The organism is Polaribacter gangjinensis, assembly GCF_038024125.1.
Classification (GTDB): Bacteria; Bacteroidota; Bacteroidia; order Flavobacteriales; family Flavobacteriaceae; genus Polaribacter; species Polaribacter gangjinensis.
Genome location: NZ_CP150662.1, coordinates 1,023,691 through 1,036,915, shown reverse-complemented (window position 1 = coordinate 1,036,915; position 13,225 = coordinate 1,023,691). Strand labels below are relative to the sequence as shown.

Annotated in this window: 15 protein-coding genes; all 15 read left to right on the top strand. The window is 31.0% G+C overall.

Going from position 1 to position 13,225, the window contains the following annotated elements; translation table 11 throughout:
• The first annotated feature begins 2 nt into the window (after window positions 1–2).
• Window positions 3–794 (top strand): cation transporter, encoded by a 792-nt coding sequence (locus WHA43_RS04580; protein WP_105045948.1) that lies wholly within the window; start codon window positions 3–5, stop codon window positions 792–794.
• Window positions 795–820: 26 nt separating this feature from the next.
• Complete coding sequence (locus WHA43_RS04575) at window positions 821–1,303, top strand: DUF305 domain-containing protein (protein ID WP_105045947.1); 483 nt, start codon at window positions 821–823, stop codon at window positions 1,301–1,303.
• Complete coding sequence (locus WHA43_RS04570) at window positions 1,293–3,071, top strand: efflux RND transporter periplasmic adaptor subunit (RefSeq protein WP_105045946.1); 1,779 nt, start codon at window positions 1,293–1,295, stop codon at window positions 3,069–3,071. The genes WHA43_RS04575 and WHA43_RS04570 overlap by 11 nt, the downstream gene beginning before the upstream one ends.
• 32 nt (window positions 3,072–3,103) lie before the next feature.
• On the top strand, window positions 3,104–3,544 hold the full coding sequence (locus WHA43_RS04565) for a heavy-metal-associated domain-containing protein (protein ID WP_105045945.1): 441 nt from the start codon (window positions 3,104–3,106) through the stop codon (window positions 3,542–3,544).
• A 1,210-nt stretch (window positions 3,545–4,754) separates the two neighbouring features.
• Complete coding sequence (locus WHA43_RS04560) at window positions 4,755–5,195, top strand: DUF6943 family protein (protein WP_105045944.1); 441 nt, start codon at window positions 4,755–4,757, stop codon at window positions 5,193–5,195.
• 125 nt (window positions 5,196–5,320) lie between these two features.
• Complete coding sequence (locus tag WHA43_RS04555) at window positions 5,321–5,962, top strand: DUF6266 family protein (RefSeq protein ID WP_013622785.1); 642 nt, start codon at window positions 5,321–5,323, stop codon at window positions 5,960–5,962.
• 398 nt (window positions 5,963–6,360) lie between these two features.
• On the top strand, window positions 6,361–6,972 hold the full coding sequence (locus WHA43_RS04550) for a TetR/AcrR family transcriptional regulator (protein ID WP_105045943.1): 612 nt from the start codon (window positions 6,361–6,363) through the stop codon (window positions 6,970–6,972).
• A 3-nt stretch (window positions 6,973–6,975) separates the two neighbouring features.
• A complete protein-coding gene (locus WHA43_RS04545) occupies window positions 6,976–8,226 on the top strand; it encodes a TolC family protein (protein WP_105045942.1) in 1,251 nt (416 codons plus the stop codon).
• A gap of 25 nt (window positions 8,227–8,251) precedes the next feature.
• Window positions 8,252–9,139, top strand: a complete 888-nt coding sequence (locus WHA43_RS04540) for an HlyD family secretion protein (protein WP_105045941.1) — start codon at window positions 8,252–8,254, stop codon at window positions 9,137–9,139.
• 13 nt (window positions 9,140–9,152) lie between these two features.
• Complete coding sequence (locus WHA43_RS04535) at window positions 9,153–9,554, top strand: hypothetical protein (RefSeq protein WP_105045940.1); 402 nt, start codon at window positions 9,153–9,155, stop codon at window positions 9,552–9,554.
• Between the two features lie 13 nt (window positions 9,555–9,567).
• The gene (locus WHA43_RS04530) at window positions 9,568–10,008 is read left to right on the top strand and encodes a hypothetical protein (RefSeq protein ID WP_146104901.1); all 441 of its coding nucleotides are present in this window, start codon (window positions 9,568–9,570) and stop codon (window positions 10,006–10,008) included.
• Window positions 10,005–10,292: a hypothetical protein gene (locus WHA43_RS04525; RefSeq protein WP_105045938.1), complete on the top strand. Its 288-nt coding sequence runs from the start codon at window positions 10,005–10,007 to the stop codon at window positions 10,290–10,292. The genes WHA43_RS04530 and WHA43_RS04525 overlap by 4 nt, the downstream gene beginning before the upstream one ends.
• Window positions 10,292–11,188, top strand: a complete 897-nt coding sequence (locus tag WHA43_RS04520) for an ABC transporter ATP-binding protein (protein WP_211290310.1) — start codon at window positions 10,292–10,294, stop codon at window positions 11,186–11,188. Before WHA43_RS04525 ends, WHA43_RS04520 begins: the two co-directional genes overlap by 1 nt.
• Window positions 11,189–11,196: 8 nt before the next feature.
• A complete protein-coding gene (locus WHA43_RS04515; protein WP_105045936.1) occupies window positions 11,197–11,931 on the top strand; it encodes an ABC transporter ATP-binding protein in 735 nt (244 codons plus the stop codon).
• Window positions 11,932–11,979: 48 nt separating this feature from the next.
• A complete protein-coding gene (locus tag WHA43_RS04510) occupies window positions 11,980–13,086 on the top strand; it encodes an ABC transporter permease (RefSeq protein WP_105047288.1) in 1,107 nt (368 codons plus the stop codon).
• Window positions 13,087–13,225 lie beyond the last annotated feature (139 nt).

The following is a 13,225-nucleotide window of genomic DNA, read 5'->3' as shown; positions in this document are numbered from 1 at the left end:
ATATGCAGAAAACAGTTTTCAAAATATCAAAAATGGATTGTCCTTCTGAAGAAAATCTAATCAAAATGAAACTTTCTGATATAGATGGTATCAAACAACTTGATTTTAATTTAGAAGAAAGAATCTTAACACTATATCATAATTCAAATGTAAATGAAATTGGTAATGCCTTAAAAGAATTAAAATTAAATGAAAGTTTAATCAGTTCAGAAGATACCGACACAATTATTACTGAATCTACAAGGAGTCAATCCAAACTGTTGTGGACAGTTCTAATCATCAATTTTGCATTTTTTATTATTGAAATGAGTACAGGACTTATTTCAAAATCAATGGGATTAGTTGCTGATAGTTTAGATATGTTGGCAGATTCATTTGTTTATGGATTGAGTTTAATAGCGGTTGGTGGTACAGTTTTAAAAAAGAAACGTATTGCAAAATATGCAGGCTATTTTCAGATAACACTTGCAATTATCGGAATCGTTGAGGTAATACGTCGGTTTTTAGGCTATGAATCGCTACCTGTATTTTCAACAATGATTATCGTTTCAGTATTTGCTTTGATTGCAAATGGCATTTGCTTGTACCTCTTACAAAAATCTAAAAGTCAAGAAGCACATATGCGTGCCAGTATGATTTTTACCTCTAATGATATTATAATAAATCTTGGCGTAATTACAGCAGGCGTTTTAGTCAATTGGCTGCATTCTGGTATTCCAGATTTAATTATAGGAATCATTGTATTTGGATTGGTGATACAAGGTGCATTCAGGATATTAAAATTAAGTAAGTAAAAAGTTTAACTATAAAATCAAAAAATATGGAAAATTCAAAAGAACACTCAAACAAAGGAAATTACAAAACCTTCTTTATAATGTTGGCTTGCTCATTTGTAGCAATGTACATCACAATGTACTTAAACACCTATTCCATAGACCACGTATGGTTTAGTTTAACACGATTCTATATGACGTGTTTAGGAATTTCAACAATGGCAGTAATAATGTGGTTTTTTATGCGAAAAATGTATAATGATAAAAAGAAGAATATCGCCATACTCGCAGGTAGTTTTATTCTGTTTGTAGGTGCATTAGGGTTGGTAAGAACACAAGCACCAATTATTGGTGATGTCCTTTGGATGAAAGCAATGATACCACACCATTCTATCGCTATTTTAACAAGTGAAAGAGCAGATATTCAAGACCCAGAAGTTAAGAAATTAGCAGAAGACATTATAAAAGCACAACGTAAAGAAATAGGAGAAATGAAAGCAATGATAAAACGATTAGAGAATGAAAAATAATAAAATAGTCATATATATTGGCATACTCGTAGTAGGTGTGTTATTGGGTTGGTTGCTTTTTGGTGGTTCATCAAAAAAAGATACAGAACATAATCACGATACCATTTCAGAAACCAATCAAATGTGGACGTGTTCTATGCATCCACAAATTATGCAACCAGAATCAGGCGATTGTCCTATTTGTGGTATGGATTTAATTCCTGCTGATGGTGGAAGTGATGGTTTATTAGCAGACCAATTCAAATTGACTGAAAACGCAATGGCTTTAGCTAATATTCAAACATCTATTATTGGTAAAGGCAATGTTGAAGGCAATACTATCAAATTATCTGGTAAAATTGCTGAAAACGAAGAAGCTAATGCAGTACAAGTCAGTTACTTTTCAGGTAGAATTGAACGCTTGAATGTGAGTTTTACAGGTGAAGAAGTTCGTAAAGGTCAATTATTGGCAACCATTTATTCACCAGAACTCTATGCAGCACAACAAGAATTAATTACAGCAGCATCTTTAAAAGAATCACAACCTGCTTTATACAAAGCAGTCCGTAATAAATTGAAATTATGGAAGCTCTCTGAAAATCAAATCAATCAGATTGAAGAAACAGGGAAAGTAAAAGAAAACTTTCCTGTTTATGCAACCGTTTCGGGTACTGTTACAGAAAAATTGGTAGAGCAAGGCGATTACATTAAACAAGGACAACCCTTACTTAAAATTGCTAATCTAAACACGGTTTGGGGAAATTTTGATGTGTATGAAAATCAGATTGACCGCTTTAAAAAAGGACAGGAAGTGATGATAACAACCAATGCTTATCCTAATAAAGAGTTTAAAGGTAAAGTAGATTTCATTGACCCAGTTTTAAACACGAAAACAAGAACTGTAACCTTACGTGTTGTTTTAAGTAATAAGGACGATGTATTTAAACCAGGAATGTTTGTAACCGCAAATATTGAAGGCAGTACAGCTAATAATGATGACCTATTAACAATTCCTTCATCTTCTGTGTTATGGACAGGTGAACGTTCTGTGGTGTACCTTAAAACAAATCCAGACCAACCTATTTTTGAAATGCGTGAAATTAAATTAGGCAATCAAATTGGTAATGAATATGAAGTTGTAGAAGGATTATTTGTTGGAAATGAAATAGTGACTAACGGTACATTTACGGTTGATGCAGCAGCACAATTACAAGGGAAAAAGTCTATGATGAATAAAGATGGTGGTAAAGTAATGACTGGACACGAAGGTCATTTAGGTATGGATAACAATGCATCTAACAAAGAAAGTGACCACACTAATATGAATGAGCGTTTGGAAGTATCAGCGAAATTTCAAGAGCAGTTAAAAGCTGTTTTCAATGCGTATATCAATTTAAAAGATGCTTTAGTAAAAGAAAATTCAAAAAGTACTTCAACAAGCACAAAAACTTTATTAAATGAATTGAACAAAGTAGATATGAAATTGTTGTCAGATAATAAGGCGCATAACCATTGGATGTCATTAGAAGGCGAAATAAAATCTTCTGCAACTTCAATTTCTGAAACGTCCGATATAAAATCACAAAGAGACCATTTTAAACACTTATCATCACATCTAATCAATGCTGTACAACTATTTGGTGTCAATGAAAAGGTCTATGTGGAATTTTGTCCAATGGCAGATAACAACAATGGTGCATATTGGTTGAGTAAAGAAGAAAAAGTAATCAATCCATACTTTGGCGAAGCAATGCTAACCTGTGGTGAAGTAAAACAAGTAATAGAATAATAAATCAAGTAATAACAATTAAATTTTAAACAATGAAGAGAGTAATCTTAAGTATCGCTGTAATAGCAGCATTAGGTTTCACAAGTTGTAAAAACGAAACCAAAAAAGAAACAGAAACCACAACTACTGAAATGTCAAAAGATATGGCAATGACAGACCTGTCTTTTGGTGTAAGAGGAAATTGCGGAATGTGTAAAAGCACTATCGAAAAAGCAGCTAACGGTGTTGAAGGTGTTGCAAGTGCTAATTGGGATGTCGATAAAAAGAAGATTGACGTGTCTTTTGATGATACAAAAACCGATGTAATGGCAATCCATAAAGCAATCGCAGCTTCAGGTTATGATACCGAAAAAGTAGCAGGTGATGAAGAAGCATATGATGGTTTACCAGGTTGTTGTAAATACGACCACGAAATGATGATGAATCAATCTGGTGAAGAAGAAAGTGATGACCATTCAAATCACGACCATTAAACAAAAATGAAAGAGTCTTTTTCGGAAGGCTCTTTTTTTATTCGCCACAACCCAAAACCCAGTTTTTTCGTACCTCAAAATCCTCTGTCTTTTGTGTTGTTCCGCACGCCAATGCATAATTGGTTTTATGTCATAATACTTGTAGCCAACGCTATAATAGCACATTTCTTTTTTTATTTAAAAGTATCCATTTTAATAAATTGGTACAATAAAAAAGCAAAGAGCTATTGCCAACGCTCAAAACAACTATTCCGCCACAAAACCAATCCCAAGCTATGTTACATAATAGAAGTTATAGGAGCAAAAATCCTTTCAGAGGTTGCCTACGGCGTGTTATTATATTTTCGTCGCTATAACTGCTATTATGTAAAATATCCACTCACCATCCGCACAAATCGGAACTAAAATTAAACTGTGGATATTCACGAGTACATTAATTTAAAATAAAAATGAAACGAGCTAAATATCCGCTCATCCAACGCTCACATCCAAATTTCTAACCACATTTTGAACAAGCATTAAACAGTCGCACATTCAAAGGATAATGTTAATTTATTATAATATTCGTTATCTCACTCATCTGCACAAAACCATCGTTAAGTCCAAGTATTCCTTACCTCAAGTCTTTGTTTGTCTCATTTCGTTAACAAATATTAAAGACCACTTTTCCCCACCACCCAAGAAATAGGATATAAAAAAATAGGTTTACAATATTTTGTAGTACGCCATAGCACATTACTTTTTATCGTGCCTCAAAAAAGCAATAAGCTATTGTCTAAAAGTCCTGTATAAGTAGCTTGTTTAAATGCTGTTTTATCAAACAACTATTTAAAACGCTACATATACAAACGCTTCATCCAACGCTCAAATACGAACTGAAACCTATTTTTTTAAGTGTTAATTCCCCAGAAAAGTTAAAAGTAAATTGAATCAAGTTTAAACCGATTTGAAATATTAAAATAAAAAAAGATGGCAAATATATGTGGCTACCTCTGCCAACCGCACAAGGCTATAAAGGTCAAGCCCTACGGGTTTTGAATAAAACTTTTTTCAATACCCTTTTTCTTTTGATTTAGACATTCAACTCAAAAAACTTTTATCCAAAAACCTTGACAGCCTTACCCACGCCACAACAACTATAGCTATCTTTTTTCTTTTCAAAAAAAATAATGGCGCGAAGCGTAGCGAAGCAATTTTAAATTGGATAGCTATGTCAACTTTTGAACTAAAAACACACCAAATCGGAAGAACCTACTCGAACCCTCATTTTTTCATTCTAAATAAAGGTCTAAACAGCGGAAAACCACTCTTAAAATCCTGTGCTAACTGTTTCGTTGTCACTACTACAACAGAAGAGGTAAAACACACACTTTTTCACTTATCTATGATGTTGCAAATAGGCGGTTTTTACGCTTACTATTTAAAAGGTAGTGTTATTCCGTTTATTTCAATAGATGATTGTAGGAACACTTTGAAAAACAGCTACAGCTCATTGTTTTATGATGCAATTCAGTTGCAAAAACATATTAATATTGTGTCAGCAATTAATAAAAAGGAAAAGGAGCTTCATAAAATCATTTCAAAAATGGGAGATTTGAAAGTATCATATATTCAAAGTTTATTTTCTAAAATGCAAAAAGAAGCAATCTAAAGCAATAAAATCCATATCAAAAGAATAGCATAAAACTTGCCATATATTTCAGCGGAAGGTACAACTTCGTGTTAAGTCCGTACCAAGTCCGAAGAAAATTATGTTTCATTTAAATTATTTATGTTATGGGTAAAATTGCTCAAGGTATTTTAGGAGGTCTTTCAGGTAAGGTTGGTAACGTTATCGGTGGAAGCTGGAAAGGAATTGATTACATTAGAATTAAACCTTCAAGTGTAGCCAATCCAAGAACTGTTGGTCAAGTAAACCAAAGAACCAAGTTTACTGCCACTTTAGAATTTTTACAGGCTGTAAAGCCTTTTATTAAGTTAGGATATAAAGGGTTAGCTGTTAAGAAAACAGAATTTAATGCTGCAATGTCGTATGTATTGAATAATGCGATTACAGGTACTGAACCTAACTTTGTTGTTGACTATCCAAACGCTTTAGTAAGTCGAGGAGGTTTATCTGGTGTGCTAAACCCAACGACTGATTTAGCAACTGCTGGAGAAGTAACGTTTGGTTGGGATGATAACTCTGCTGAAGGTAACGCAAATGCTACTGACAAGGCGATGTTATTGGTTTACAATCCTTCAAAAAAGGAATCCATTTCTTTACTTGATGGAGCAGACAGAACAGTAGGTTCTCAAATTATTCCAATCCCAACAACTTATGCAGGAGATACAGTAGAGCTATTTATGGCTTTTATTTCTGCTGATGGTAGTCAAGTATCAAACAGTATTTATTTAGGCTCTGGTACAGCTAATTAATGCTTGGTGTTTTTATTTGGAAACCGCTCTAATCGAGCGGTTTTTTTTATGCTATATTTGTTGCTCTATTTATTAATAGTTGTTACTAATCTTCTCTTATTATCCATTTTTTGTATGCTATTTGTTGCCCAAATACAATAGCACCAATGAATACAAAGGTAGTTAAATATTGTATCGGAAAGTTAGTGATGATATGAAGATTTTAAAAGATAAATTTTCAATTTTAGACAATAATATATTGAAAAAATCTTCAGTCACAAACTAAAAATTTCTAGTAATCAAGGCTATTTAAAGCTATTAAGACTTTATTATTTGTTAAAAAAAGCATAAATACTATTTTAGTAATTTTATTTTAGTAAATTTGTTAACCAAATAGTTAAACTATATAATTAAACAATATGGATAAAATTAAAACTGAAAATACTGAAACTGAAATATTAATAGCAGCAAAAGAAATCTTTCAGCAAAAAGGAATGGCAGGTGCAAGAATGCAAGAAATAGCAGATAAAGCAAAAATTAATAAAGCATTATTGCATTATTATTATAGGAGCAAACAATTATTATTTGAAGCTGTTTTCAAAAGTGCTTTTTCGCTTTTAGCACCACAATTAAATAAAGTGCTAAATGATGATAGCGATTTATTTGAAAAAATAAGAAAATTTACTGAAAATTATGTCTCGTTTGTAATCAGACATCCCTATTTACCAAATTTTGTAGTACAAGAATTAAATAAAAACCCAGAATTTGTTCAAAAGCTTCGCTCTGAAAAAAATTTTCCTTCCATTGAAAAATTTAAACTTCAAGTAAGTGATGCTATAAATCAAGGAATTATTAAACCAATCGAAGCCGAACAGTTATTTATCAATATTATCTCTTTAAATATTTTTCCTTTTATCGGAGAACCGCTATTGATGGCGCTTGTTAATGTGGATAAAGAAAGCTACAATAAAATACTAGAAAATAGAAAAACGGAAGTGGCTGAGTTTATCATTAATTCAATAAAAATATAAATTATGAAAACTAAGTTAATCATACTGATAGTATTGTTTATATCAATATATGCAAATGCACAACAGACTTTAACCTTGGAAGATTGTTACTCATTAGCTACAAAAAATTATCCTTTATCAAAACAAACAGGTTTATTAGAACAGAAATCAAGTTATGAAATTGACGCATTAAGCAAAGGAAAATTACCAAAAATCGATGTAAACGCACAAGCAACTTATCAATCTGATGTGATTGGATTACCTACTTCACTTCCAGGGGTTCAATCTTTAAATAAAGATCAATATAGAGCAACTTTAGATGTAAATCAATTAGTGTACAATGGTGGAATAATTGATGCAAATGCAAAATTAAAAGAGGCACAAACCAAAACACAACAACAACTAATAGAAGTTAGTTTATACCAAATAAAAACTCGAATCAGTCAATATTTCTTTTCTATTTTGTTACTTCAAGAAAAAAAAGCACTACTATCTTCAAAAAAAGAGTTATTAATTTCCAAAGTTAAGGAAGTGAAATCGGGAGTCAAATTTGGAGCAATTCTTCCGTCATCAGAACTGGTTTTAGAAGCAGAAATTATTAAAATAGACCAGCAATTAATAGAAATTAAATTCGAAAACATCAAATTATTAAATAATCTTTCTGAATTAACTTTTTCTGATATTGATACCGAAACAACTTTAATAAAACCAGTTTCATATCCAAACAGCACAAATATAACAAGGCCCGAAATTGCTTTTTATGATTTACAAAATCAGCAATTAGAGTTCTCAAAAAATGTTCTATCTAAATCAAATCTTCCAAAAATAAATGCTTTTGGTCAAGCGGGTTATGGTAATCCCGGATTAAACATGTTAGACAATTCTTTTCAAACATTTTATGTTGTTGGCCTAAAAGCGAATTGGAATATTTTTGATTGGGGCAAAACCAAAACAGATAAAAAAGCATTGGATATATCTAAAGAAATAGTGACATCTGAGAAAGAAACATTTGAATTAAATAACAAAATACAATTAGAAGAGCAAGATTTTGAAATTAAAAAATTAGAACAACTGCTGCTTTCTGATACCGAAATAATTCAAATACGTGAAAAAGTTATTAAATCCTCAGATGCCCAATTAAAAAATGGTGTGATAACATCGTCTGAATATCTTATAGAATTAACCAATTTATTTGAAGCAAAAAACACTTTAAAGATGCATGAAGTTCAATTAGCAGCAGCTAAATCAAATTACGAAATAATTAAAGGAAAATAAAATAGTACCCGAAAAATTTAAAAAAATGAAAAAAATAAGCATAATAATTTTAGCAACGATAGGGTTAATTTCTTGTAACAAAAATAACGACAAAGCTGACGGTTATGGGAACTTTGAAGCAACTGAAATAACTATTTCTTCAGAAGCTAACGGTAAAATAGAGTTTTTAAAAGTCGAAGAAGGAGATGAATTAAAATCTCAATTACAAGTAGGATTAGTTGATACATTACAATTACATTTTGCGAAACAACAATTAATTGCCTCTAAAAGCACCGTGTCGTCAAAATCCGCAAATATAATATCACAAAAAAGCGTCTTAAATGAACAATTAAAAACAGCTAAATTAGAGAAAAACCGAATCCGTAATATGTATGCTGAAAATGCTGCAACTAAACGACAAGTAGATGAAATTGAAGGAAAGGTAAAAGTTATCGAAGAGCAAATTAAAAGTGTCGGAACTCAAAACGCACCTATTTTAAATGACTTAAAATCGATAGATGTACAAATTGCTAAAATCAATGACCAAATAGCAAAAAGTAAAATTATTAATCCTATTAATGGAACTGTTTTGACTAAGTATGCAGAACCAGGCGAAATATCAGCATTTGGAAAACCACTATACAAGATAGCTGATGTTTCTGAAATGACTTTGCGAATCTATGTAAGCGAAACACAGTTGTCAAAAATAAAAGTTGGACAAAATGTATCGGTAAAAATTGATGCTGAAAAAGATATGAAATCATATCCAGGAACCATTTCATGGATTGCATCTTCGGCAGAGTTTACTCCTAAAATTATTCAAACAAAAGAAGAACGAGTAAATCTCGTTTATGCCGTAAAGGTAAAAGTAAAAAATGACGGTAGTTTAAAAATAGGAATGCCTGCAGAAATGTGGATTAAAGATGGAGATTAAATAATTAATAATTATGAAAAAAAAGCTTCATTATCTAATCGCATTATTGTTAGCTACTTTTGGTTTACTTACTATGTTTTTGAGTGCTTCAGTAATTTTTGACTTATTTGGAATTAGAGCCAAAGAAGGAAATTATGTTTTGTTCATAGTTTGGACAAATTTCATCAGTAGCATAATCTATTTAGTAGCAAGTTATGGTTTCATTAAAAACAAAAATTGGACATCAACTATTTTAGGAATTTCGGCACTAATTCTCGTAAATGCATTCATAGGTTTTATTATTTATATCAACGCAGACGGAGTGTATGAAACCAAAACAATCGGAGCAATGATTTTTAGAATTGTCGTAACCATAATCTTTGTTGCATTTGCTTATTTCACTATCAATAAGAAGAAACAAATTAATATTAATTAAAAAATTACAAGAAATGTTAAAAATAAAAATTGCCTTTTTAGCTACAGTTGTATTACTCCTTTTCTCTTGTAACACGAAATCAAAAGAAGAAAAAACTACTGAAATTAAAACTGAAGAACACCAACATTCTGAAAGCGAAACAATTCAATTAAACAATGGTGAAAAATGGAAGGTAGATGATAATATGATGCTACACATTCGTAATATGGAAAAAGATGTAGTCCATTTTGACCAAGAAAAAGGCACTAATTATTCATTATTAGCTAATAAATTAAAGACAAATATTGATATACTAACATCAAATTGTACCATGAAAGGACAAGCTCATGACGAACTTCACAAATGGTTAGTTCCATATATAGAATTAGTCGATTCGTTTTCTAAAGAAAAATCAGCAAATCAGTTTACAGAAATTCAAAATTCGTTCCTAACATTTAATCAATATTTCAAATGATTTTAAAAAACTTACATACCGAAAATAAACCAGTTCAAACACAATTATTATTTGAACCAAAAGACGCTAAAGTAATTTCATTGCAAATAGCAAAAGGAGAAACACTTAAAGAGCACATTTCAAAAATACCAGCATTGTTGGTTTGCATTTCAGGAAATGCTGTTTTTACAAATGAAAAAGGAACAGTCATTAATCTCAATTCTGGCACTTATGTAATGATTGAAGAAAATGTAAAACACGCTGTAAAAGCAATCGATGAAAGTAATTTCTTATTGATGAAATAATGAGTATTGCTGTAAACAACATATCAAAATCTTACAAAAAGTTAAAAGCTGTCGATAGCATTACTTTTAAGGTAAATGACGGAGAATTATTTGGTTTAATTGGACCTGATGGTGCAGGGAAAACAACTATTTTCAGAATACTAACTACGCTTTTAGTTGCTAATGAAGGAAGTGCAGAAGTCGCTGGATATGATGTAGTCAAACAACTCAAAGAAATCAGAAACTCTGTTGGCTATATGCCAGGAAAATTCTCGCTATATCAAGATTTAACTGTTGAAGAAAACTTACATTTTTTTGCCACTATTTTCGGAACCACAATTGAGGAAAATTATGATTTAATTAAAGACATATACATTCAAATTGAACCATTCAAAGACAGAAGAGCAGGTGCTCTTTCGGGCGGAATGAAACAAAAATTAGCATTATGTTGTGCGTTAATTCATGCTCCAAAAGTATTATTTCTTGACGAACCAACTACAGGAGTTGATCCCGTTTCTCGAAAAGAATTTTGGATAATGCTAAAAAGATTGCAACAAAAAGGCATTACAATATTAGTTTCAACACCTTATATGGATGAAGCTTCTCTTTGCGATAGAATTGCATTAATTCAAAAAGGCAAAATTTTAAAAATAGATACACCTCAAAATATCATTAACAACTACGAAAAAGTAATTTATGATGTACAAGCAAAAAACACACACGGATTGATTCACGATTTAAAAAATTATCCTAATCAATACAGTGTTTATGCTTTTGGTGAGTTTGTACATTACATAGATAAAAATGCAACTTTCAATCCAAACGATTTACAAACCTATTTGAAAAATAAAAATCATACGGATATAATTATTAAACCTGCTACAATAACCATTGAAGATGTTTTCATGGACTTATAAACAAAAAAATGGAAAGAGAAAAAATAATATCTGTAAAAAATTTAACGAAAGAGTTTGGTCATTTTACTGCTGTAAAAGGCATTTCATTTGATGTTTATAAAGGAGAAATTTTTGGTTTTTTAGGAGCCAATGGAGCAGGGAAAACAACAGCTATGAAAATGTTGATTGGAATTTCAAATCCTACTTCAGGTGAAGCCAATGTTGCAGGTTTTGATGTTCACTCACAAGCCGATATGGTAAAAAAAAGCATTGGTTATATGAGTCAAAAATTCTCAATGTATGATGATTTAACTATTAAAGAAAACATTACTTTTTTTGGTGGAATTTATGGATTATCAAGAATACAAATCAAACAAAAAATCGCACAATTAATAGAAGAATTAGAACTTCAAGAAGTAGCCAATAATTTAGTAGGTTCGTTACCATTGGGTTGGAAACAAAAATTGTCGTTTTCAGTTGCATTACTGCACGAGCCAAAAATTGTTTTTCTCGATGAGCCAACAGGAGGCGTTGACCCAATAACCCGAAGACAATTTTGGGAAATGATTTATACACAAGCTTATAAAGGTACTACCATTTTTGTAACCACACATTACATGGATGAAGCAGAATATTGCGACCGTGTTTCTATTATGGTTGACGGCTCTATTGAAGCTTTAGACACCCCAAAAAATTTGAAAGAACAATTCAAAGTAGATTCTATGAATGATGTGTTTTTAAAATTAGCGCGGAATATTGAATAAATAATTAAAAAAGAGGAGAAGATTGCTTCGTTCCTCGCAATGACAATTATGAAAAGATTTATCGGATTTGTAAAAAAAGAATTCTACCATATTTTCAGAGATAAACGTTCTTTGTTTATTCTGTTTGGTATGCCGATTGCCCAAATTTTATTGTTTGGTTTTGCCATAACAAATGAAATTAACAATGTTGACATTGCCATTTTAGACCAATCAAATGATATAGAAACACAAAAAATTATCTATAAAATAAAAGCATCACCCTATTTTAATGTGGCAAACCAAATTGAAAAAGAAAGCGACATAGAATCAGAATTTAAAAAAGGAAAAATCAAGGCAGTTCTTATTTTCGAACCAAATTTTAGTAAAAATCTAGAAACCAAAAAAGTAGCAGTAGTTCAAGCAATTACCGATGCGACCGAACCTAATGTTGCCAACACAATTGCAAATTATACCTCAGCAATTATACAAAATTATCAATCGCAAAAAAAACAATCCAATAGTAATCCGGTAAAGGTTGAAGTACAATCGAGAATGTTTTATAATCCTGAACTCAAAAGTGTTTTTAATTTTGTTCCAGGTGTAATGACTGTTATTCTAATGCTTGTTTCAGCTATGATGACCTCTATTTCTATCACACGAGAAAAAGAATTAGGCACTATGGAAATTCTTTTAGTTTCTCCATTAAAACCATTTCAAGTAATTATTGGAAAAGTATTTCCTTATATTTTTCTTTCAATTATCAATGCAATAGTAATATTAACATTAGGCTATTTTGTGTTCAAAATGCCTATAAATGGAAGCATCTTTTTGTTAGCTTTTGAAAGTATATTATTTATCATTTCTGCTCTTTCATTGGGGATATTAATTTCTACCGTTTCTAATTCTCAACAAACCGCAATGATGTTATCATTAATGGGTTTGATGCTACCAGTAATTATTCTATCAGGATTTATATTTCCTATAAATAGTATGCCTTTACCCATGCAAGTAATCAGTAACATCATACCTGCAAAATGGTTCATTATTATTGTAAAAGCCATTATGCTCAAAGGTGTCGGAATTCAATATATATGGAAAGAAACCCTTATATTAATAGGGATGACTGTGTTTTTTATAACATTGAGCATCAAAAAATATAAAATTAGACTAGAGTAAGAATAGTATTACTGTAAAGGTTTAAAAACAATCATTGGGATATAAAAATAAATTATGAAATCGCCATTAACAAAAGTTTGCGCAAGCAAACACCAATGAAAAAAGCGATACATATGCACCAAAAAACAAATAATATTTA

What these genes read in the sequence shown, in the direction of transcription:
- WHA43_RS04580 (WP_105045948.1), top strand. Translation starts at nt 3, where the DNA reads ATGCAGAAAACAGTTTTCAAAATATCAAAAATGGATTGTCCTTCTGAA.
- WHA43_RS04575 (WP_105045947.1), top strand. Translation starts at nt 821, where the DNA reads ATGGAAAATTCAAAAGAACACTCAAACAAAGGAAATTACAAAACCTTC.
- WHA43_RS04570 (WP_105045946.1), top strand. Translation starts at nt 1,293, where the DNA reads ATGAAAAATAATAAAATAGTCATATATATTGGCATACTCGTAGTAGGT.
- WHA43_RS04565 (WP_105045945.1), top strand. Translation starts at nt 3,104, where the DNA reads ATGAAGAGAGTAATCTTAAGTATCGCTGTAATAGCAGCATTAGGTTTC.
- WHA43_RS04560 (WP_105045944.1), top strand. Translation starts at nt 4,755, where the DNA reads ATGTCAACTTTTGAACTAAAAACACACCAAATCGGAAGAACCTACTCG.
- WHA43_RS04555 (WP_013622785.1), top strand. Translation starts at nt 5,321, where the DNA reads ATGGGTAAAATTGCTCAAGGTATTTTAGGAGGTCTTTCAGGTAAGGTT.
- WHA43_RS04550 (WP_105045943.1), top strand. Translation starts at nt 6,361, where the DNA reads ATGGATAAAATTAAAACTGAAAATACTGAAACTGAAATATTAATAGCA.
- WHA43_RS04545 (WP_105045942.1), top strand. Translation starts at nt 6,976, where the DNA reads ATGAAAACTAAGTTAATCATACTGATAGTATTGTTTATATCAATATAT.
- WHA43_RS04540 (WP_105045941.1), top strand. Translation starts at nt 8,252, where the DNA reads ATGAAAAAAATAAGCATAATAATTTTAGCAACGATAGGGTTAATTTCT.
- WHA43_RS04535 (WP_105045940.1), top strand. Translation starts at nt 9,153, where the DNA reads ATGAAAAAAAAGCTTCATTATCTAATCGCATTATTGTTAGCTACTTTT.
- WHA43_RS04530 (WP_146104901.1), top strand. Translation starts at nt 9,568, where the DNA reads ATGTTAAAAATAAAAATTGCCTTTTTAGCTACAGTTGTATTACTCCTT.
- WHA43_RS04525 (WP_105045938.1), top strand. Translation starts at nt 10,005, where the DNA reads ATGATTTTAAAAAACTTACATACCGAAAATAAACCAGTTCAAACACAA.
- WHA43_RS04520 (WP_211290310.1), top strand. Translation starts at nt 10,292, where the DNA reads ATGAGTATTGCTGTAAACAACATATCAAAATCTTACAAAAAGTTAAAA.
- WHA43_RS04515 (WP_105045936.1), top strand. Translation starts at nt 11,197, where the DNA reads ATGGAAAGAGAAAAAATAATATCTGTAAAAAATTTAACGAAAGAGTTT.
- WHA43_RS04510 (WP_105047288.1), top strand. Translation starts at nt 11,980, where the DNA reads ATGAAAAGATTTATCGGATTTGTAAAAAAAGAATTCTACCATATTTTC.